General features: G+C 62.4%; 18 protein-coding genes. 12 read left to right on the plus strand and 6 right to left on the minus strand.

Features of this window, described 5'->3' with window-relative positions; translation table 11 throughout:
* The first annotated feature begins 1 nt into the window (after position 1).
* The 6 genes from RPE78_RS02910 to RPE78_RS02935 all read left to right on the plus strand — a co-directional run bounded on the left by RPE78_RS02910 (position 2) and on the right by RPE78_RS02935 (position 6250).
* The gene (locus RPE78_RS02910; protein ID WP_406721196.1) at positions 2-1654 is read left to right on the plus strand and encodes an ABC transporter ATP-binding protein; all 1653 of its coding nucleotides are present in this window, start codon (positions 2-4) and stop codon (positions 1652-1654) included.
* On the plus strand, positions 1654-2742 hold the full coding sequence (locus tag RPE78_RS02915; protein WP_406721197.1) for an ABC transporter permease: 1089 nt from the start codon (positions 1654-1656) through the stop codon (positions 2740-2742). Before RPE78_RS02910 ends, RPE78_RS02915 begins: the two co-directional genes overlap by 1 nt.
* Positions 2742-3710, plus strand: coding sequence for an ABC transporter permease (locus RPE78_RS02920; RefSeq protein ID WP_406721198.1), 969 nt, complete (start codon positions 2742-2744; stop codon positions 3708-3710). The genes RPE78_RS02915 and RPE78_RS02920 overlap by 1 nt, the downstream gene beginning before the upstream one ends.
* Positions 3694-4497 carry a purine-nucleoside phosphorylase gene (locus tag RPE78_RS02925; RefSeq protein ID WP_406721199.1) on the plus strand — a complete coding sequence of 268 codons (804 nt, stop codon included), beginning with the start codon at positions 3694-3696 and terminating at the stop codon, positions 4495-4497. Before RPE78_RS02920 ends, RPE78_RS02925 begins: the two co-directional genes overlap by 17 nt.
* Positions 4498-4571: 74 nt before the next feature.
* A complete protein-coding gene (locus RPE78_RS02930) occupies positions 4572-5492 on the plus strand; it encodes a sulfite exporter TauE/SafE family protein (RefSeq protein WP_406721200.1) in 921 nt (306 codons plus the stop codon).
* A complete protein-coding gene (locus tag RPE78_RS02935) occupies positions 5489-6250 on the plus strand; it encodes a TIGR02186 family protein (protein ID WP_406721201.1) in 762 nt (253 codons plus the stop codon). The genes RPE78_RS02930 and RPE78_RS02935 overlap by 4 nt, the downstream gene beginning before the upstream one ends.
* A 17-nt stretch (positions 6251-6267) precedes the next feature.
* Here RPE78_RS02935 and RPE78_RS02940 read toward each other — a convergent pair whose 3' ends face one another.
* Positions 6268-7821 carry an ATP-dependent RecD-like DNA helicase gene (locus tag RPE78_RS02940; protein ID WP_406721202.1) on the minus strand — a complete coding sequence of 518 codons (1554 nt, stop codon included), beginning with the start codon at positions 7819-7821 and terminating at the stop codon, positions 6268-6270.
* A 95-nt stretch (positions 7822-7916) separates the two neighbouring features.
* The gene (locus RPE78_RS02945) at positions 7917-9917 is read right to left on the minus strand and encodes a methylmalonyl-CoA mutase family protein (protein ID WP_406721203.1); all 2001 of its coding nucleotides are present in this window, start codon (positions 9915-9917) and stop codon (positions 7917-7919) included.
* Positions 9918-10360: 443 nt separating this feature from the next.
* On the opposite strand from RPE78_RS02945, the gene ccrA reads away from it, so the two are divergent.
* Entirely contained in the window at positions 10361-11653 is a 1293-nt protein-coding gene (gene ccrA / locus RPE78_RS02950; RefSeq protein WP_406721610.1) for a crotonyl-CoA carboxylase/reductase, read from the plus strand.
* Positions 11654-11738: 85 nt separating this feature from the next.
* Here ccrA and RPE78_RS02955 read toward each other — a convergent pair whose 3' ends face one another.
* From RPE78_RS02955 to RPE78_RS02970, 4 genes are read right to left on the minus strand one after another with little or no spacing between them, the layout of a single operon-like run.
* On the minus strand, positions 11739-12455 hold the full coding sequence (locus tag RPE78_RS02955; RefSeq protein ID WP_406721204.1) for a glycosyltransferase family 2 protein: 717 nt from the start codon (positions 12453-12455) through the stop codon (positions 11739-11741).
* The gene (locus tag RPE78_RS02960) at positions 12440-13027 is read right to left on the minus strand and encodes a VTT domain-containing protein (RefSeq protein ID WP_339108008.1); all 588 of its coding nucleotides are present in this window, start codon (positions 13025-13027) and stop codon (positions 12440-12442) included. The genes RPE78_RS02955 and RPE78_RS02960 overlap by 16 nt, the downstream gene beginning before the upstream one ends.
* 5 nt (positions 13028-13032) lie before the next feature.
* Positions 13033-14154 carry a ceramide glucosyltransferase gene (locus RPE78_RS02965; RefSeq protein ID WP_406721205.1) on the minus strand — a complete coding sequence of 374 codons (1122 nt, stop codon included), beginning with the start codon at positions 14152-14154 and terminating at the stop codon, positions 13033-13035.
* Positions 14151-14966 carry a UDP-2,3-diacylglucosamine diphosphatase gene (locus RPE78_RS02970; protein ID WP_339108010.1) on the minus strand — a complete coding sequence of 272 codons (816 nt, stop codon included), beginning with the start codon at positions 14964-14966 and terminating at the stop codon, positions 14151-14153. Before RPE78_RS02970 ends, RPE78_RS02965 begins: the two co-directional genes overlap by 4 nt.
* Positions 14967-15166: 200 nt before the next feature.
* Here RPE78_RS02970 and RPE78_RS02975 point away from each other — a divergent pair, with 200 nt between their 5' ends.
* From RPE78_RS02975 to RPE78_RS02995, 5 genes are all read left to right on the plus strand, one after another.
* The gene (locus tag RPE78_RS02975; protein ID WP_339108011.1) at positions 15167-15445 is read left to right on the plus strand and encodes a YMGG-like glycine zipper-containing protein; all 279 of its coding nucleotides are present in this window, start codon (positions 15167-15169) and stop codon (positions 15443-15445) included.
* A gap of 221 nt (positions 15446-15666) precedes the next feature.
* Complete coding sequence (locus RPE78_RS02980) at positions 15667-16425, plus strand: hypothetical protein (protein WP_406721206.1); 759 nt, start codon at positions 15667-15669, stop codon at positions 16423-16425.
* Between the two features lie 251 nt (positions 16426-16676).
* The gene (locus RPE78_RS02985; protein ID WP_406721611.1) at positions 16677-18167 is read left to right on the plus strand and encodes a recombinase family protein; all 1491 of its coding nucleotides are present in this window, start codon (positions 16677-16679) and stop codon (positions 18165-18167) included.
* Positions 18167-19072, plus strand: a complete 906-nt coding sequence (locus RPE78_RS02990; RefSeq protein WP_406721207.1) for a plasmid partitioning protein RepB C-terminal domain-containing protein — start codon at positions 18167-18169, stop codon at positions 19070-19072. Before RPE78_RS02985 ends, RPE78_RS02990 begins: the two co-directional genes overlap by 1 nt.
* Positions 19069-19974, plus strand: a complete 906-nt coding sequence (locus RPE78_RS02995) for a plasmid partitioning protein RepB C-terminal domain-containing protein (protein WP_406721208.1) — start codon at positions 19069-19071, stop codon at positions 19972-19974. Before RPE78_RS02990 ends, RPE78_RS02995 begins: the two co-directional genes overlap by 4 nt.
* The last annotated feature ends 277 nt before the right edge of the window (positions 19975-20251 follow it).

Here is a 20251-nt window from a genome sequence, read left to right on the forward strand (position 1 = left end):
GATGAGCGGTCCGACCCAGAATGCAACGCGGCAGGCCCCTGCCGCGATTGCGTCCCCACAGGGCGGTGCTGTGCCCGCAATCGAACTGCGCGGAATCTCCAAGGCCTTCGGGCCTGTGCAGGCGAATAAGGACATCTCCATCAAGGTTATGCCCGGCACGATCCACGGCATTATCGGCGAGAACGGCGCGGGCAAATCCACGCTGATGTCGATCCTCTACGGCTTCTACAAGGCCGACCGTGGCGAGATCGTGATCAACGGGCGCGAAACCGCCATTCCCGACAGTCAGGCCGCGATCCGCGCGGGCATCGGCATGGTGTTCCAGCATTTCAAGCTGGTGCCGAATTTCACCGTGGTGGAAAATGTGATCCTTGGGGCCGAGGATGGCCGCCTGTTGCGCCCCTCTATCGCCAAGGCGCGGCGCGAGCTGAAGCGGCTGGCCGAAGACTACGAGATGGATGTGGACCCCGACGAGTTGGTCGAGAACCTGAGCGTGGGTCATCAGCAGCGGGTCGAGATCCTCAAGGCGCTGTATCGTCAGGCCGAGATCCTGATCCTCGACGAACCCACCGGCGTGCTGACCCCTGCCGAGGCCGACCATCTGTTCCGCATCCTTGATACGCTGCGCGCCGAGGGCAAGACGATCCTGCTGATCACCCATAAGCTGCGCGAGATCATGATGGCGACCGATACCGTCTCGGTGATGCGGCGCGGCGAGATGACGGCGACGGTGAAGACCTCCGAGACCTCGCCCACCGAGCTGGCCGAGCTGATGGTGGGCCGCAAGGTTCTGCTGAATGTCGAAAAGACCAAGGCCCAGCCCGGCAAGCCGATCTTGGAGGTCCGCGACCTTCGGGTGACGGACGAGGCAGGCGTCGCCCGTCTGAAAGGCGTCGATCTGGAAATCCGCGCGGGCGAAATTCTGGGGATTGCCGGTGTGGCGGGCAATGGCCAGACCGAGCTATTGGAGGTTCTGGGCGGCTATCAGGTGGCCAAGGGCCAGATTAAGGTTAATGGCAAAGTGCTGGATCTGACGGGCCGTGCGGATGCGCAAAGCCGCCGCCGCGACGGGATCGCCCATGTGCCCGAAGACCGCCACCACCACGGGCTGATCCTTGATTTCCCCGCTTGGGAGAATTTCATCTTCGGCTATCACGGGGCGCCCGAATACCAGAAGAACGCGCTTCTGATGGATAACGCGGGCATCGTGAAGGCGACCGAAGGCGCGATGGAGCGTTTCGACGTCCGCCCGCCGATCCCGTCCTTGGCCGCCAAGAATTTTTCGGGCGGCAACCAGCAGAAGATCGTGCTGGCCCGCGAGATCGAGCGCAACCCCGCCCTTCTGCTGATCGGGCAACCGACGCGGGGCGTGGATATCGGCGCGATCGAATTCATCCACAAGCGCATCATCGAGCTGCGCGATGCGGGGGCGGCCATTCTTCTGGTCTCGGTCGAGCTTGACGAGATCCGCTCCCTGTCGGACCGCATCGCGGTGATGTTCGATGGCGAGATCATGGGCTTCCGCGACCCTGCCACCACCGATGAAAAAGACCTCGGGCTGTTGATGGCGGGGATGCGGGACCCGAGCCCTGATGCCCATGAAGATCTGGCGCATGAAGACAGTGAAGCCGATGATGACGGCGGAGAAGGCTGATGAAGAAACTACCGACATGGGCCGATCTGGTTCTTGTGCCGCTGATCTCGATCCTGCTGGCGGCGATCATTTCGGCCATCGTGGTGCTGGCGATTGGCGGCAATCCGGTCGAGGTGATCTCGGTGATGTTCGACGGCGCTTTGGGTAGCGCCTATGGCTGGGGCTATACACTGTATTACACCACCAGTTTCATCTTCACCGGCCTTGCCGTGACGGTTGCCTATCACGCCAGCCAGTTCAACATCGGCGCCGAAGGTCAGGCGCAGTTGGGCGGGCTGGGCGTGGCGCTGGTCTGCCTTGCGCTGCCTTGGCCCGCATGGTGGCTGGCGCTGCCTGCGGCAATGGTGGGGGCGGCACTTTTCGGAGCCGCATGGGCCGCCATTCCGGGCTGGCTTGCGGCCAAACGCGGCAGCCATATCGTGATCACCACGATCATGTTCAACTATATCGCCTATAGCCTGCTGCAATATCTGCTGGTCACGGTCCTGCGCCCCGAGGGCCAGATGGATCCGGCAACAGCGCGCTTTCCCAAGGGCGCCAGCCTGCCGACCTTCCACGATATTCCGGGGCTTTCGGGGCTGTTCAGCCCCTCGGTTCCGGCCAATGTCACCTTCTTCGTGGCTCTGGCGGCCTGTGTGCTGGTCTGGGTGCTGCTGTGGAAGACCAAATTCGGCTATGAAATCCGCGCTTTCGGGTTGAACGAAAAGGCCGCAAGCTATGCCGGTATCTCGCGCACCAAGATCATTCTGGGGTCGATGCTGATTTCCGGCGCGCTGGCGGGGCTGATGTCGATCAATAACGTCATGGGCGAGGCCGAGCGTCTGTTGCAGAACTCTGCCGAAGGGGCGGGCTTTATCGGGATTGCGGTCGCGCTTATGGGCCGCAACCATCCGCTGGGCGTGTTTCTGGCGGCGTTTCTCTTTGGCTTTCTGTACCAAGGCGGGGCCGAGATGGGGCTGTGGACCTCGATCCCGATCGAGCTGCGGCTACTGATCCAGGGGCTGGTCGTGCTGTTCACCGGCGCGCTGGACGGGATGGTGCGGATGATGCTCATGCCCTTCTTCCGCGTGAAACAGGGGGCCAAGTGATGGAGTACGCAACCCTAATAGCCATTCTGGATTCCACCCTGCGGCTGGCGACGCCGCTGCTTCTGGCCTGTCTGGCAGGGCTTTATTCCGAACGCTCCGGCGTGTTCGACATCGGGCTAGAGGGCAAGATGCTGATGGCCGCGATGACCTCGGGCGCTGTGGCCTATATGACCGGCAATGTCTGGCTGGGCTGTCTGGCAGGCATTGCCGCCTCGATCCTGTTCTCGCTCCTGCATGGGCTGGCCTCGATCACCTTCCGTGGCAATCAGCTGATTTCGGGCGTCGCGCTCAACTTCCTTGCCTCGGGGATGACGGTGCTGATTGCCCAATCGCTCTTCCACCAAGGCGGGCGCACACCCGCCCTTACAGGCACTGCACGCTTCAACGAACTCCACCTGCCCTTCGAGGCCGCCCTCCGCAAGGTCCCCATCATCGGGCCGCTTTATTCGGATGTGCTCTCGGGCCATTCCATTCTGGTCTATGTGGCGCTGCTGGCGGTGCCTGTGACATGGTGGGTGCTCTACCGCACCCGCTTCGGGCTGCGGCTGCGGGCGGTGGGCGAAAACCCCGAATCCGTTGATACCGCAGGAATTTCCGTCATTGGTCTGCGCTATGGCGCGGTAACTATCACCGGACTTCTTTGCGGGCTGGCAGGGGCCTATATGGCCACCGGTCTTCAGGCAGGCTTTGGCCGCGAGATGGTCGCAGGGCGTGGCTATATCGCCCTTGCGGCGCTGATCTTCGCAAATTGGAAACCGTGGCCGGCGCTTTGGGCGACCCTGCTTTTCGGTTTCCTGCAGGCACTGGCGCTGCGTCCCGATGTGCTGCAGAATGCGCTGCATATGTCGGTTCCGGGGGCGCTTCTGGATGCGCTGCCCTATATCCTGACCGTGATCGTGCTGGCGGGCGTCGTCGGCAAACCCCATCCCCCGAAGGCCGGAGGCCAACCCTATGTCAAAGAGCGCTGAACTGGCCCAAGTCATCCGAAAGCGGGCGGGCGATACGCCGCCTGCTTTCGGGCTGGTGCTGGGGTCGGGTCTGGGCCATCTGGCCGAAGAGATCGACGGTGTGGCGATCCCCTATTCCGACCTGCCCGGCTTTCCGCATGCGGGCGTCTCGGGCCATAACCCGAAGCTGGTGATCGGAGACCTTGAAGGGGTGCGCGTTGCCGTCTTCGGGGGCCGCGTGCATTACTATGAACATGGCAACCCCGCCGAGATGCGCCTGCCGCTGGAGATCCTGCGCGAACTGGGCTGCGAGCGGCTGATCCTGACCAATGCGGCAGGCTCGCTGCGCCCCGACATCCCGCCGGGGGGGCTGATGATGCTGGAAGACCACATCAATTTCGCGGGCCATAACCCGCTGATCGGCGAGCCAACGGACGCGCGTTTTGTCCCGATGACCGACGCCCATGACGCCCAGATGCGCGACGGGCTGATGGCGGCGGCCAAGGCCGAGGGGATCGAATTGCCCACGGGCGTTTACTGCTGGTTCTCGGGGCCGTCTTTCGAGACCCCCGCCGAAATCCGCGCCGCCCGCATTCTTGGCGCCGATGCGGTGGGCATGTCCACCGTGCCCGAGGTCATCCTTGCGCGGTTTCTCGGGCTGAGAGTGGCCGCGATTTCGGTGATCACCAATATGGGCGCGGGCATGAAAGCCGACGAACAGATCAGCCATGCCCAGACCAAGGCAATGGCACCGCTAGGGGCGGAAAAGCTTGAAAAGATCCTGCGACGATATCTGCAAGCCCGATGACGCCCGCCTGAGTTGGGGTTTGACAGCCCACGCCAAGGCGCTCACATTAAGTCACTGACAGCGCGCGGAAGCCCATGCAAATTTACCTGCCCATCGCCGAAGTCTCGGTCAATTTTTTCGTCCTCTTCGGCATCGGCGGGGTGGTCGGCATCCTGTCGGGGCTGTTCGGGGTGGGGGGCGGTTTTCTGATCACCCCGCTTCTGTTCTTCATCGGCATTCCGCCCACCGTTGCCGTGGCCACGGGCGCCAATCAGGTTGTGGCCTCTTCGGTTTCGGGGGTGCTGAGCCAGCTCAAACGCAAGGCGGTCGATGTGCCTATGGGGTTCATCCTGCTGGTGGGCGGGCTTGCCGGTTCGGTCGCGGGAATCTCGATCTTCAACTACCTGCAGGCCTTGGGCCAGATCGATCTCGCCGTGCAGCTATGCTATGTCGTCTTTCTTGGCGGCGTGGGGCTGCTGATGTTTCTCGAAAGCCTGCGGGCGTTGGGGCGCAGCCGCCGACCCGCCGCCAAGCGCAGCAAACGTCACAGCCACGGCTGGGTCCACAGGCTGCCGCTCAAGATGAAATTCCGTGCCTCGGGTCTTTATATCTCGGTGATCCCGCCCATTCTGGTCGGGTTCTGTGTGGGGGTTCTGGGCGCGGTCATGGGTGTGGGCGGCGGGTTCATCATGGTGCCCGCAATGATCTATCTGCTGGGCATGCCCACCAAAGTGGTGATCGGCACCTCGCTGTTCCAGATCCTGTTCACCTCGGCCTTCACCACGATGATGCATGCCATTACCAACCAGTCGGTGGATGTGATGCTGGCCATCATGCTGATCTTGGGCGGCGTGATCGGGGCACAGATCGGCTCGATCCTCGGGGGGCGGCTCAAAGCCGAACAACTGCGCATCCTGCTGGCCTCTCTGGTGCTTCTCGTGGCGCTCAAGCTTGGCTATGATCTGGTGGTCCAGCCAAGCGAGCTTTACTCGATCAGTCTGGGGGCCAAAGGATGATCCTGCGCCTCCTTGCCTGTCTGTTCGTTCTCTTGGCCCTGCCGGCACAGGCGGCGGAAAAAGTCGTGGCGGGGCTCTCGCGCGAGAGCATCGGGATCACGGCCTCCTTTGACGGGTCCGAAATCCTGATCTTCGGCGCGGTCAAACGCTATGCCCCCGAACCGGAGGGCCCGCTGGATGTCATCGTGACGCTCGAAGGGCCGCAAGGCCCCGTGACGGTGCGCCGCAAGTCGCGGCAGATGGGGATCTGGATCAATACCGGCTCGGTCGAGATCCCGTCGGCCCCCAGCTACTATGCCGTGGCCACCACCCGCCCCGAACGGGATTTCCTTGCCCATGAGGTCGACGAGATCTACCGCATCACCATCCCGCAGGCCTTGCGCAACTACACCAACGCCACAGAGCGGGCCAATGCCGCCCCCTATGCCGAGGCGTTGCAACGCATCCGTGTGAGCCACGGCCTTTACAAGGACAATCCGGGCGATGTGAAGCTGCTGGATGACACGCTCTTCCGCGCCGATTTCTCGCTGCCTGCCAACCTGATCGAAGGCGATTACACGGTCCGCATCTTCTTGGTGCGCAAATACCGCGTGATCGACGAATATTCCGCCCCTGTCACGGTGCGCAAAGTCGGGCTGGAACGCTGGCTTTTCATGCTGTCACAGACCTATCCGCCGCTTTACGGCATCATGTCGCTGGCGCTTGCGGTGTTTGCGGGCTGGGCGGCCAATGCGCTGTTCCGGCGCTTCCTCAGCTGATCCACTGCCCCGCGCGATCAGCCCTCGGGCTGGTCCTGCATTTCCAGCTTGAGCGCCTGCGCCGCGCCTTTTGGCAGATCCTCCACCCCCAGCGGACCGCTGGGCCGCGCCAGCCGCGCCCGCGTCACCCATAGCAGGCGATGCTCGGCACGGGTGATCGCCACATAGGCCAGACGTTTCCACAGCGCAATCCCCGCCTCGACCCGCCCTGCCCTTGCGGCAGCATAGATGTCGGGCGCGAAAACCTGCACATCGCGCCATTGCGAGCCTTGCGCCTTATGGATGGTAACCGCCGCCCCATGCAAAAAGGTGGCCCCCATGCGGGCGGCAAAGGGGATGAAGGGCTCTTCTTCATCCGGCAGCTCGATCTTGACGATCGAGGCCGCAGACAGGCGCGGGTCTTCGGACCCGATCACATGCAGCCGCGAGAAACCGGGCTTCTTGCCCGGACCAAGGTAAATCACCTGCGCGCCCTTGATCAGCCCCCGGGCTTCCAGATCGATCCGGCGCTTGCGATGCTTGGCGGGCAGTTCGATCCCGTCGCAGATCAGCGGCTCGCCGGGCAGAAGCTCGTCCACCGGCGCGCTGAACGCCCCGCGGAAGGCATGGATCAGCCGGATGCGCGTGGCATTGCGCCAGACCAGCACCGGAGAGCGCGCCATCAAGTCGGCCTCGACCCGCCCTGCCCACACCACGCGGTCATCATTGGCCGCGCGATCCTCGATCATCCGCTCGAACCGGTCGAAGGTCAGCGCCTCATCGGCCAGCGCATGGGCCAAATCGAGGATCGGGTTGTCCTGCGTCTGGCGGTGGATGCGGTGGAGCACATGTTTACGCTCGTCAGGCAGCTTTTCAAAGCTCATCTGCCCCGACTGGTTCACAGGCGCCAACTGCGCCGGATCGCCAAACAGGACCAGCGTCGGGAAAATCTCGCGCAGGTCGTCGAACTGGCGTTCGTCCAGCATCGAGGCCTCATCGACAAAGCCGATATCCAGCGGGTCCTCGCGCCGTTTCCAGCCCTGAATGAAATCGGACCCCCGCAGCCCTGCCGAGGCCAGCGCCGCCGGCACGGATTTATGCAGGTCGAAAAACGCCTTGGCACGGTCGAGCATCTCTTCCGTCAGCCCGTCGACCTTCAGGATATCAAGGTTCGGGCGCTCGCCCTGCCCGCTCAGCCATTCGGCAATCCGCTCGTATTCGGGGTCATAGACGGGGGTGTAAAGGATGCGGTGGATGGTCGTTGCAGGCACCCCGCGCGACCGTAGCACCGAGGCCGCCTTGTTGGTCGGCGCAAGGATCGCCAGCGTGCGGCGTTCTTTCTTCTTCTTGCCCTCGTAATCGCCCGAGACGACCTCGACGCCCGCTTCTTCCAGCGCCTTATACAGCGCAGACAGCAGCATGGTTTTACCCGACCCCGCCTTGCCGATCACCGAATGCACTTGAGCGGTGCTGGTTTCGGGCATGACCATACCGTCATCAACATCGACCCCCGCTTTACGCAGGGCCTCGGCTACGGCATCCCAGGCCTCGGCCTGATCTTCGGAAAACTGGATTGCGGGCGTATCAGTCATGCGCGCGACCATAAAGAAGCGCGCTGTCTGGCGGAAGAGCGAAAGCCTCCCGCCAGCATTTATTCACCCCAATCTGGAGTCACAGCGGCATCGGGTCATGCCGCCGCATCATCGGGGGCGGCAAGGCCCACGATATCCATCATGATGCGATTGAGTTCGAAGTCCTTGGGCGTATAGACCCGCGCAACCCCATAGCCCAGCAGCCGCTTGGCATCATCATCGGGGATGATCCCGCCCACGAGCACCGGCACATCGGCAAGCCCTGCAGCCCGCATCCGCTCCATCAGCTCCTCGACCAGAGGAATATGGCTGCCCGACAGGATCGAGACGCCCACCACATGCGCGCTTTCTTCCAGCGCGCGGGACACGATCTGCTCGGGCGTCAGGCGGATACCCTCATAGGTGATATCCATGCCGCAATCGCGGGCGCGGAAGGCAATCTGTTCGGCACCATTGGAATGGCCATCCAAACCCGGCTTGCCCACGACAAACTTGAGCCGCCGCCCGAGTTTGCGCGAAGCCTGATCCACCGCCTCGCGGATATCATCCAGCCCCTCGGTCCTGTTGGAGGGGTTGGCAGCCACCCCCGTCGGGCCACGGTATTCGCCATGAACGGCGCGCATGACGCCCGCCCATTCGCCTGTGGTGACACCGGCCTTGGCGGCCTCGATCGAGGCGGGCATGACGTTTTCCCCTTTGGAGGCGGCTTGCCGCAAAGCCTCAAGCGCCGCGCTCACCCGCGCCTCGTCACGGCTGCTGCGCCATTCGTTGAGACGCGCCACCTGATCGGCCTCCACCGCCGGATCGACGACCATGATGCCGCCATCGCCCGCCGTCAGCGGCGAGGGTTCGCCCTGTTGCCAGCGGTTCACCCCCACCACGATGGTCTCTTCCGCCTCGATGCGGCCGATCCGCGCGGCATTGGCCTCGACCAGACGGGATTTCATATAGTCGATAGAGGCAATCGCCCCGCCCATCGTATCGATCTGCGCCAGTTCCGAACGCGCGCCTTCCTTCAGCGCCTCGACCTTGGCGGCCACTGCGGGGTTGCCGTCAAACAGATCGCCATATTCCAGAAGATCGGTCTCGTAGGCCATGATCTGCTGCATCCTGAGCGACCATTGCTGATCCCACGGGCGCGGCAGGCCCAAAGCCTCGTTCCATGCGGGCAGCTGCACCGCACGGGCGCGCGCGTTCTTCGACAGGGTCACGGCCAGCATCTCGATCAGGATGCGATAGACGTTGTTTTCCGGCTGCTGCTCGGTCAGGCCGAGGCTATTGACCTGCACCCCATAGCGGAAGCGGCGGTATTTGGCCTCTTCGATGCCATAACGGTCGCGGCAGATCTCGTCCCAAAGCTCGGTGAAGGCGCGCATCTTGCATAGCTCGGTCACAAAGCGGATGCCGGCATTCACAAAGAAGGAAATCCGCCCGACCATCGCGGGGAAGGCCGCTTCGGGCACCTTGTTTTTCAGGTCGTCCAGCACGGCAATGGCTGTGGCCAAAGCGAAGGCCAGCTCCTGCTCCGGTGTCGCCCCTGCCTCTTGCAGGTGGTAGGAACAGACATTCATCGGGTTCCATTTGGGCAGATGCTCGCGGGTATAGGCCGCCACATCGGTGATCATCGCAAGGCTGGGCTTCGGCGGGCAGATATAGGTCCCGCGCGAGAGATATTCCTTCACCAGATCATTCTGCACGGTACCCTGCAGCCGCGAGACATCGGCGCCCTGCTCTTCGGCCACCGCGATATACAAAGACAGCAACCAAGGTGCGGTGGCATTGATCGTCATCGAGGTATTCATCTGCTCGAGCGGGATTTCGTCAAACAGCGCGCGCATATCGCCCAAGTGACAGACCGGCACGCCGACCTTGCCGACCTCGCCGCGCGCCAGAATATGGTCGCTGTCATAGCCCGTCTGGGTCGGCAGGTCGAAGGCCACGGAAAGCCCCGTCTGCCCCTTGGACAGGTTGGTGCGATACAGTTCGTTCGACTTTTTGGCGGTCGAGTGGCCAGCATAGGTCCGAAACAGCCACGGCTTATCACGCGCGGGCTGAGCAGTTATGGGCAGATCAGATTTCGATACGGTCTCGGTCATGGGTGGCCTCCCCTCCACGAATCCACGGAACAGCAACATAATTCTCAAAAATAAATACAACACGTAATATTATAATAACAAGAAAATTCTGCATCGCAGAGATTTCTTGTGACTGCCGCGCCTTCGCCACGCAATCACAGGATGCATACTGACGGTTAAGCTCTTCTTGCATTTTACCGGAAAGTTACCGCGCCCGCCGCAAATCATGATATAAGACTTTCAGGAAAAGTCAGCCCTGCAAGGCCCGCCTGCACATTATGATAAAATCTTCCGCGCAGAAGACAGATCTTCTGCCCGCAGGAAGACGAATGCTTGAAAATTCAACGCGACACATAATTACAAAAAATAAATCACAATGGTTGCATTGTTGCGCGACCGATTGTAATCATACCCTATAGCCGCGTGATTCTGCGGCGCGGCATCTTAGGAGGAGGAAGATGGGGATGGCATTGGACAGCGACAGCAACATGGTGCCCTATACGGCAGAAGAGAAAGAGCTCTACGAGATCGGGGAAATCCCGCCCTTGGGCTTTGTTCCGCCGAAAATGTACGCATGGGCAATCCGTCGGGAGCGGCATGGTGCCCCCGAGGAGTCGTTCCAGAAAGAGGTCGTGGACACTTGGGCCATCGACAGCAACGAGGTTCTGGTTCTCGTGATGGCGGCGGGCGTCAACTATAACGGCGTCTGGGCGGGCCTCGGCGTTCCGATCAGCCCCTTCGACGTGCACAAGGCCCCCTATCATATCGCGGGCTCCGATGCCGCAGGCATCGTCTGGGCCGTGGGCGACAAGGTCAAAAACTGGAAAGTGGGCGACGAGGTCGTGATCCACTGTAACCAGGATGATGGCAATGACGAGGAATGCAACGGCGGCGACCCGATGTTCTCGCCCAGCCAGCGGATCTGGGGCTACGAGACCCATGACGGCTCCTTCGCGCAATTCACCCGTGTGCAGGCGCAGCAGTTGATGCCGCGTCCGCAGCATCTGACCTGGGAAGAAAGCGCCTGCTACACGCTGACGCTGGCCACCGCCTACCGGATGCTGTTCGGGCATCACCCGCATGAGCTGAAGCCGGGCCAGAACGTGCTGGTCTGGGGCGCGTCTGGTGGCCTCGGGTCCTATGCGATCCAGCTGGCCAATACGGCAGGTGCCAATGCCATTGGCGTGATCTCGGATGAATCCAAGCGGGAATTCGTCATGGCTCAGGGGGCCAAGGGCGTGATCAACCGCAAGGAATTCAAATGCTGGGGCCAACTGCCCACCGTGAACAGCCCCGAATATAACGACTGGCTCAAAGAGGCCCGTAAGTTCGGCAAGGCGATCTGGGACATCACCGGCAAGGGCGTGAATGTCGATATGGTCTTCGAACACCCGGGCGAAAGCACCTTCCCCGTCTCCACCCTCGTGGTGAAAAAAGGCGGCATGGTGGTGATCTGCGCGGGCACCTCGGGGTTCAACTGCACCTTCGACGTGCGCTATATGTGGATGCACCAGAAGCGCCTGCAAGGGTCGCATTTTGCAAACCTCAAACAGGCAGCCTCGGCCAACCGTCTGATGATCGAGCGGCGTTTGGACCCCTGCATGTCGGAAGTTTTCCCGTGGGAAGAAATCCCGCAAGCCCATACCAAAATGCTGCATAACCAGCATAAACCGGGTAATATGGCTGTTCTGGTGCAAGCGCCTAAAACGGGTCTGCGCACCTTTGCCGATACGCTGGAAGCCAGCGGTCAGGCCTGAAAACCGCCCCGAGGCAGGGGCTGAACGGAAAAGGCCGCCAGAAGGCGGCCTTTTTTACGCGTGACTGGCCCTCTCTGCCCCCCTGTCAGGGCTGCGGCGGATGCCCTGCAAGCTGGCGCGGTGCGACACGCATCTTGCGCATCGACCAGATCTGCCCCCCCGCCTCCAGCGGCGAGACCACGCGGAACATATCGGCCAGCATGGCGGCATCGGCGCGCAGACCCGCCGCCCAACTGCCCAGTTTGGCATGTTTACAGGGGCTGTCGACATCGGGCCATTCGACCACCGCCAGACGGGCCCCTTTGCGGATCAGCAGGCGGTTCATATGCACCTCCAGCCCGAAATGCGGCAGCGCCTCCAGCCCGTCCAGCAGCCACGCGCGCGGCAATACCCGCTCGCCCGAAATGTAATCCAGCCCGATCATATGCCACAGCGCAGGCGCATTGCGCCGCAGGCTGATCGCCACATCGGCCGCCCCCGAGCGCACGGGGTCGAGTAATTGCGAGACATGCAGCCCCGTAAGCCCCAGAAGATCGCTATCGAGCAGCATGACATGGCTGCCCCGCGCCTCGCGGATCCCACGTGCGACCGCCGCCGTTTTACCGCCGTTCTGCGTCTGTCGGACCAGCTGGACCGATGGCAGCGCCCCGACAATTTCGGGCGTGCCATCCGTCGACCCGTCATCCACCACGATGACCTCCTCCACCGCCGGATGGCAGAGCACCGCCTCGAGCACATTGCGAATGCGCGGTGCCTCGTTATAGGCGGGGATCACACAACTGACGCTTAGTCCTGCGGACATGACGATTGCCTCTTGTGATGGATATACCAGCCGATGCCGGCAAGGATCAGCACCCCCAGCAGGATGATGGAACCTTTCGAGATCCAGCCATCAATGCGGGTATAGGCCGAGCCCATGAAATAGCCCAAAGCCATCAGGGCAAGGGTTTTGGGAATGGATGCCAGCAGATTATACAGCAGGAACGGCAGCACCGGCATCCGCGAGATGCCCGCGGCCACCAGAATTGCGGCCCCTGCGGAATGGGTGATCTTGCCAACCAGAAGCGTGCGCCCGCCCTTGGCGCGGAAATGGCGCAGCATCTTGCGCAGGCGCTTGCCATCCAGTCCGAGACGATGGCGCCATTTCGCAGGGATAATCCCCAGCCCGCGCCGCCCAAGATAATAAAACCCCAGATCGCCGATAAGATCGCCCGCCAGCAGTACGAAAAACAGCGGCAGCAGATCGAACAGACCGTTAGAGGCCAGCCATGAGGCCAGCACCGTCACAATCGGCCCTTCGAGAATGGAGAGTGCGCCAACAAGAACCAGCCCGTGAGCGGCCAGCAGGGAAATGATTTGATCCAGTCCGAACATGATCTTTACTTTACGGCTTTCGGTGGGGTTAGGGAACCACCGCGATCCATAGCAGAACCGCGCCATTCAAAGCCGCGCCGCGTCCATGTGACCGCCCATAGCGCGGGCATCAGGATATCGCGCAGCACCATCGCCGCCACGTCGCGCGGGCCGTGCGGCCAGCCTGCAACGCGCGCCAGCCCCCATTCCGCAAGATACCACAGCCCCCAGAGGACAGGCACCAGCGCCCCCTGCCCCATGCCAAGCAGAAGCAGCGCCGGAAGCCACGGGCCCAACAGGATCTCGGCGGCAAAAATGGCCAGAAACCCGTCACGGCGCACCCGCGCCCATCGCAGCTGGCGGTCCCAGACCGCGCGAAAGCTGCGCCGCCCCACAGGCTGAGTGAAGGGGTGGCGCACAAGACGCACCTTCAGGCCCTGCGCCCGCACCGCCTTGGTCGAGGCCACATCTTCGGCCAGATCCTGCCCCAAGGCCACCAGCCCGCCTGCCGCAGCCAGAACATCGCGCCGCCAGCACAAGGTCTTGCCCTGCGCGAAACCGTTGCCCAGCATATCCGCCGAAATCTGCCAGCGCGCCTGAAAACTGTTGAGGAAGGCCGCCTCGACCGCGCCCCAGAGATTTTCCGCACGCGTGCCGATGGGCGGGCTGGTCACAAGGCCGGTATCGGCCTGCACCACCTCGAGAATACGGGTGAAATAATCGGCAGGCAGCAGCAGGTTGGCATCCGCCATCGCCAGCCACTCTCCAACGGCGCGCTGCACGCCCTTCTCAAGATTGTTGAGCTTGGGATTGCCGGTAATCCGGTCATCGCCGATCAGGATCTGTGCCGGAACATGGGGATATTTCGCCACCAGCCCCCGCAAGACAGCCACGGCGGGGTCCTCGTGCTGCGCGGCACAGAAAATCACCTCGTAATCGGAATAGTCCAGCAAAAAGCTGCTTTCCAGCGTTTCTGCGTCAAAACGGTCCAGCCCGCAAACCGGACGCAGAAGGGTGAATTTCGGCTGCGACACAGGGGCCGAAACCTCTGTGCTTCGATAGCGCCACAGACAAAGCGCCACCGTCACAAGCTCTATGCCCAGCAGCACTGCCACAAGGGCAAGCAGCAAAAAGTCCAATGTCGTCACGCCTGTACCTCGGCCCCCTGCGGAAGCTTGCGGCCCTTGCGCTGCGCAGCGGGGCGCAGTTCAAGCAGTTCGAGCCGCCCGTCTTCGGTCTCAATCATGGCGGTATGGCTGTCAATCCAATCCCCACAGTTGGCGTAAACCACTCCTTCGATGGTGCGCAAGGCCGGCTTGTGGAAATGGCCGCAAATGACGCCATCCACCCCGCGCGAACGGGCCAGCTCGATCAGGCGCGCCTCGAACTTATTGCCCGCCGTCATCAGCATATTGGTTCCGGCGATCATCATCTCGACGAGATTGCGCTCGGGGAGGCGGTGGAACGACCGCAGCAGAACCCGCCGCGCCCATGCATCCACCTGCCGCAGCCCCGCATCACAACGCGACCCGAGCCGCGTCATGAAATGGAACCGGAACAGCCGCGCATCGCATTGATCGCCATGCAGCACAAGAAACTGCCGCCCGTCGGCGGCACGGTGGACCAGCTCGTCCACCAGTTCCATGCCCTGAAAGCGGCGGCCCAGCCGTTTGCGCAACTCCGCATCATGATTGCCGGGCAGATAGACCACCCGCACACCGGCACGGATCCGGCGGCGCAGCTCGTCCATCACCGCATCATGCGCCGGCGACCAGAACGGCGTGCCGCCATGCCAGATGTCGAGAATATCGCCGACCAGATAGATGGTCTCGGCATCGGTTTTCTTCAGGAATTCAAGAAACCGTCCCGCCTGACTGCCCCAAGCCCCAAGATGCAAATCCGATACGAAAAGCGTTCTGACGCGCCGTTGCCGGACAGGCGGGGCGAAGCTTTCGGTCATACCCTGATCCTCATACATCTCTTATCGTCTTTGGTGCCAAGCGGATACGAAGTTCCAGTGACACATAGATGAAGCATTCGTAACAGCGGACAAGTGCGCCACGATAACAAACGCGGGAACTTGTTCGGGCGCACGGGCGTTAGGCCTTTGATGACGGGTCCCGAACCGGCCCCGCTATGTATCTGTAACTGGAGCCCATGATGAAAAAAGTTCTTCTTGTCCTGCCGATGGTTGCTGCCCTTGCGGCCTGCCAGACCGCCAACCAGACCCGCACGGCTGGCGCGCTGACCGGTGCGGCCCTCGGGGCGAATATCGCGGATAACAACGACACGAATGCAATCTCGGGGGCAGCAGCAGGGGCAGCCGTAGGCCTGATTGCCGGTGAGGTCGTGGCCCAACGCACCAATCCCGATGCCAAAACCTGCCGCTATACGGACCGCTACGGCCGCTCCTATACGGCCGCCTGCCCCGCACGCTGAGCTCTGCGCAGCACTGCCGGTATCAGCCAAGGCCGTCCTTCCGGGGCGGCCTTGATGCATTGGCCGAACCATGCGTCCTATCTGCACGGCCATATGGCGCAGCCCCCCGTGACCACTTGACCAAATCCGGCGAAGGCCAAATCCGGCGAAGGCCAAATCTGGCGAAGGCTTGCGGATACGGCCCGCCGGACGCTATTGGGACCATCCGAAGGAGAGCCCCCGTGCCCATAGTGTCGCCCCGCCCGCCCAAGCTGCATCGCATTCTCGAAAGGGACGGCCTTGCGATCGACTATTGCGCGGGGCAAGGGGCCGATCTGGTGATCTCCTTCTCCTCGATCGGGCATGATCCCTCCCGCCTGCCCGCGCCGGAATTTGTGGCCAGCGCCACAGGACACAGGGCGCAAGGCACCCCCCGCCCTGCGCTGTTTGTCATGGACCACCATCGCAGATGGGGCAACGCGCCCGAGTTCTCCACCAGCCTGCGCGATGCCTTTGCCTATGCGCAGACACAGGGACCGGTGCGGCATGTTACGGCGATGGGGCTGTCGATGGGGGCCTATTGCGCGCTGATCGCGACGCAGATCCTGCCGGTGCAGGCCGTGCTGGCCTTCGGCCCGCAAAGCTCGCTCCAACAGGCCGCAACCGGCTGCGCCCGCTGGCGGGACTGGATTGCGCCACTGAAAGACCCGCGCTGGCCGGTCGCTCCGCAGCCCCCTGCGACATGTCACACGGTGTTGGCGCATGGTCTGGAAGACGACCTTGTGCAGGCGCGTGGCTTCGGTCTGCACAGCTCTTGCGACCACCTGCTGTTTCCCACCCAAAGCCATGCCTCCCTTGTGCCCCATCTCAAGGCACGGGGATGCCTTGCAGGCCTTGTCACCGCATTGATTGCCGGAGACAGACGCCGCCTGCTGCGGATCCTGCAAGCGGCAGGTGGCCTGCGCCGCAAGACGGAAGACATCGCCCCACCCGCCGCGTGACGGCACGCCCGTGCCTGCCATCCGTCCCAGCCCTACTCCAGCCCCAGCCCAGTGCCAGCCCAGTGCCAGCCACGAACAACCGGCCGCCCCTGCCGGCCCGACCGCCTGTCACAAAAGCAAAAGGGTTTCGCACTATCATCGGCGCATCCCCAAGACGGTCTTGGCAATGCGCAAGGAGACAAGGCATGCCCCAGCCGTGCGACAGCCCAGCATCCGCTGCCCCTCTGATCCGCGCGGCGCAATATGTCCGCATGTCCACGGACCATCAGCGGTATTCGACAGAAAACCAGAGCGAGGCGCTTCAGGCCTATGCAGCGCGGCGCGGGATGGACATCGTGCGCAGCTATACGGATGCGGGCAAAAGCGGCCTGCGCCTTGAAGGACGGGATGCGCTGAAAGCCCTGATCGAGACCATCACCACCGGTCAGGCGGATTTCACGGCCCTGCTGGTTTATGATGTCAGCCGCTGGGGACGCTTTCAGGATGCGGATGAAAGCGCCTATTACGAATATATCTGCCGTCGGTCCGGCGTGTCCATCCACTACTGCGCCGAGCCCTTCGAGAATGACGGCGGCCCCATCGCCACCATTGTCAAAAGCGTGAAACGCGCGATGGCGGGCGAATATAGCCGCGAATTGTCCAACAAGGTCTTCACCGGACAATGCCGCCTGATCGAAAAGGGGTTCCGGCAAGGTGGCCCTGCCGGATTCGGCCTGCGCCGTCTGCTGATCGACGAGCACGGCCCACCCAAGGGCCCTTTGGCGCGCGGCGAGCATAAGTGCCTCCAGACTGACCGTGTCATTCTTGTGCCCGGCCCTGCGGCAGAGGTCGAAACGGTGCGCCGCATCTATCGCGATTTCGTTGAAAATGGCCAGAGCGAGACCGATATCGCCACCGCCCTCAACCGTCAGGGCCTCAAGACGGATCTGGGGCGGGCATGGACACGCGGGACCATCCACCAACTGTTGATCAACGAGAAATATATCGGCACGAATGTCTGGAACCGCGTGTCGTTCAAGCTGAAGAAAACCCGCATCCGTAACGATCCACAGCAGTGGGTCCGTGCCCCGAACAGTTTTCCCGCGCTTGTTGAGCCCTCCCAGTTTGCGGCTGCCGCGCACCGGATCGCCGCGCGCAGCGCGCGCCTGTCCGATCAGGACATGCTACAGGCGCTGGAGCGGTTGCTTACGGCACAAGGCGCGCTGTCCGGCCTGATCATTGACGAGGCCGAAGGGCTGCCCTCCAGCCATGCCTATGCTAGCCGGTTCGGCAGCCTGCTCAGGGCGTATCGCCTTGTCGGCTATCACCCGCGCAGGGATTATCGCTATATCGAGATCAACAAACGCCTGCGCGCGATGTATCCCGCGCTCGTCGACGCGATCGTCCAGGGCATCCGCGACGCCGGTGGGCAGATCCATGAAACCGCCGCCGGAGAGCTGCGCCTGAACCATGAACTGACGCTGTCACTGGTGATCGCGCGCTGCCATGCCCTGCCCAGTGGCCGGTTGCGTTGGCGGATACGGCTTGACACCAGCCGGATACCCGACCTGACCCTTGTGATCCGGATGGATCCACGCAACCGCCGCGCTCTGGATTACTTCCTGCTTCCCCTGATCGAGATCGGTACCGCCCAGCTCCGGCTGGAGGAAGAAAACGGCCTCGCTCTGGAGGCTTTTCGCAGCGACACACCCGCCCCGCTCTTCCAGCTTGCCCGAAGACAGCCGCTAGAGGAGATCGCCTGATGGACGCCGCCCCCGCACAGCGCGTGCAGATCATCCCGATCGCACAGATCGAGGTCATGAACCCGCGGGCCAGAAACCGCCAGATCCATCAGGAGATCGTCGAGAATATCGATATGATCGGGTTGAAGCGCCCCATCACGCTACGGCGTGCCGCAACGCAAAGCGACCGCTTCGAGCTGGTCTGCGGCGAGGGGCGTCTGGAGGCGTTCCGGATGCTGGGCCAGACAACGATCCCTGCGGTCATTATCGAAGCCGGTGACGCCGAATGCATGATCATGAGCCTCGTCGAGAATATCGCGCGCCGCCAGCACCGCCCCATCGAGCTGATGAACGAAATCGGCGCGCTGCGGCAGCGGGGCATGTCCGAGGCGGTGATCGCCGCCAAAATCGGCTGCGCCCCGAGCTGGGTACATCTGGTCTGCGCCATGCTGGAGAAAGGCGAAGACCGTCTTGTGGCCGCCGTCGAGACCGGGCTCATTCCGGTCACGCTGGCCGCCGAAATCGCGCAGGCCGAAGGGGACAATGTGCAGAACCTCCTGATGGATGCCTATGCCGAGGGGCATCTCAAGGGGAAGAAACTTGCACAGATCCGTCGTCTCCTTGCCCAACGCAGCGCCCAGACAAAAGCCGCCAAATCGCCGGGGGCCGGCCCCGCCCCTGACGCGAAAAGCCGCAAAAGGCAGCTTACCCAGAGCGACCTGCTGAAACTCTACCAGCGCGAGGCGGACCGCCAGCGGGTTCTGGTGCGCAAATCCGACATGACACAGGCGCGACTGCTTTTCGTGATGCAGGCCCTGCGCGACCTCCTGTCCGAAACGGCCTTCCATGCGCTTTTGCGCCAGAAGGGCCTGCATGACCTGCCCAAGGCGCTGGCCGAGCGGCTGCAACCGGCCTCCGCACCATGACAGACACCCTACCCCCTCCGACCGTCAAACTCGGCTTCGAGCCGGAGACCCTTCTGCTGCGTCTGGACCAGATACTGACCCTGAAGCCGCTGCGGCCCGAGACCAAGGAGAGCAGCAAATACAAACAGATTCTGGGGTCTGTGAAGGCTGTAGGGCTAGTCGAGGCCCCCGTTGTGGCGCGCCACCCCAAGGATGGAAACCGCTTTTTCCTGCTGGACGGTGCCCTGCGTATCGAAGCCCTGAAAGATCTGGGACAGACCCGCGTTGAATGCCTGATCAGCACCGATGACGAAACCTATACCTATAACAAGCGCATCAATCGTCTGCCCCCAATACAGGAGCATAAGATGATCAAACGGGCCATCGCGCGCGGTGTCCCCGAGGCGGCCATTGCCACAGCACTGGGGTTGGATATCAAGTCGATCCTGCGCCGTTCCCGCCTGCTTGAGGGGATCTGCACAGAGGCAGCCGAGCTGCTACGTGCCGCGTCCTGTCCGATGGCAAGTTTCGATATCCTGCGCAAGATGGTGCCCCTTCGCCAGATCGAGGCGGCTGAACTGATGCTGGGGCAAAACAATTTCAGCTCGGGATTTGCCAAGGCCCTGCTTGCAGCGACGCCTGACCATCATCTGGCCCAGCGCCGCCGCAAGCCTGCGGGCTCCGACGGGCAGGCCATCACGGCAACGGCGCTTGCCCATATGGAACGCGAACTGCTTAATCTGCAAACGAAAATCCGGACATTCGAAGACAGTTTCGGCATGGACACCCTGCATCTGACCCTCGCCCGCGGATATCTGCGCAAGCTGCTGGCCACGCCCGAGATCGTGCAGTGGCTGGCACAGAACCGAAAAGAATATCTAAGCGAATTCCGCACCCTTCTCGACGCGGACCGCATCTCGTAAACATAGCCCGCCCGCCACGCCGGACAGCCCTCTCCGGTCCCGGCATTGAGGAATGGCGGTACAAGGGTCTGTGGATGCCACCGGACCCAGCCCGAATCGAACATGTGGCCCCTGTGACTTTGGCAGTCTCTCGAGAAGAGGCGCCGCTTTTCCAATGCACGGAAGCGAACGCCTCGCCCGCAAACCAGACCGAAAGACAGGGCATCGTATGAAAGCGGCCTCAAGCATAAAGATCTCGCCCCCATACTACGGTATGCAATCGTGACATGAGACGCAG

This window comes from Thioclava litoralis, from assembly GCF_045278885.1.
Lineage (GTDB): Bacteria > Pseudomonadota > Alphaproteobacteria > Rhodobacterales > Rhodobacteraceae > Thioclava > Thioclava litoralis.

What these genes read in the sequence shown, in the direction of transcription:
- RPE78_RS02910 (WP_406721196.1), top strand. Translation starts at nt 2, where the DNA reads ATGAGCGGTCCGACCCAGAATGCAACGCGGCAGGCCCCTGCCGCGATT.
- RPE78_RS02915 (WP_406721197.1), top strand. Translation starts at nt 1,654, where the DNA reads ATGAAGAAACTACCGACATGGGCCGATCTGGTTCTTGTGCCGCTGATC.
- RPE78_RS02920 (WP_406721198.1), top strand. Translation starts at nt 2,742, where the DNA reads ATGGAGTACGCAACCCTAATAGCCATTCTGGATTCCACCCTGCGGCTG.
- RPE78_RS02925 (WP_406721199.1), top strand. Translation starts at nt 3,694, where the DNA reads ATGTCAAAGAGCGCTGAACTGGCCCAAGTCATCCGAAAGCGGGCGGGC.
- RPE78_RS02930 (WP_406721200.1), top strand. Translation starts at nt 4,572, where the DNA reads ATGCAAATTTACCTGCCCATCGCCGAAGTCTCGGTCAATTTTTTCGTC.
- RPE78_RS02935 (WP_406721201.1), top strand. Translation starts at nt 5,489, where the DNA reads ATGATCCTGCGCCTCCTTGCCTGTCTGTTCGTTCTCTTGGCCCTGCCG.
- RPE78_RS02940 (WP_406721202.1), bottom strand. Translation starts at nt 7,821, where the DNA reads ATGACTGATACGCCCGCAATCCAGTTTTCCGAAGATCAGGCCGAGGCC.
- RPE78_RS02945 (WP_406721203.1), bottom strand. Translation starts at nt 9,917, where the DNA reads ATGACCGAGACCGTATCGAAATCTGATCTGCCCATAACTGCTCAGCCC.
- ccrA (WP_406721610.1), top strand. Translation starts at nt 10,361, where the DNA reads ATGGCATTGGACAGCGACAGCAACATGGTGCCCTATACGGCAGAAGAG.
- RPE78_RS02955 (WP_406721204.1), bottom strand. Translation starts at nt 12,455, where the DNA reads ATGTCCGCAGGACTAAGCGTCAGTTGTGTGATCCCCGCCTATAACGAG.
- RPE78_RS02960 (WP_339108008.1), bottom strand. Translation starts at nt 13,027, where the DNA reads ATGTTCGGACTGGATCAAATCATTTCCCTGCTGGCCGCTCACGGGCTG.
- RPE78_RS02970 (WP_339108010.1), bottom strand. Translation starts at nt 14,966, where the DNA reads ATGACCGAAAGCTTCGCCCCGCCTGTCCGGCAACGGCGCGTCAGAACG.
- RPE78_RS02975 (WP_339108011.1), top strand. Translation starts at nt 15,167, where the DNA reads ATGAAAAAAGTTCTTCTTGTCCTGCCGATGGTTGCTGCCCTTGCGGCC.
- RPE78_RS02985 (WP_406721611.1), top strand. Translation starts at nt 16,677, where the DNA reads ATGTCCACGGACCATCAGCGGTATTCGACAGAAAACCAGAGCGAGGCG.
- RPE78_RS02990 (WP_406721207.1), top strand. Translation starts at nt 18,167, where the DNA reads ATGGACGCCGCCCCCGCACAGCGCGTGCAGATCATCCCGATCGCACAG.
- RPE78_RS02995 (WP_406721208.1), top strand. Translation starts at nt 19,069, where the DNA reads ATGACAGACACCCTACCCCCTCCGACCGTCAAACTCGGCTTCGAGCCG.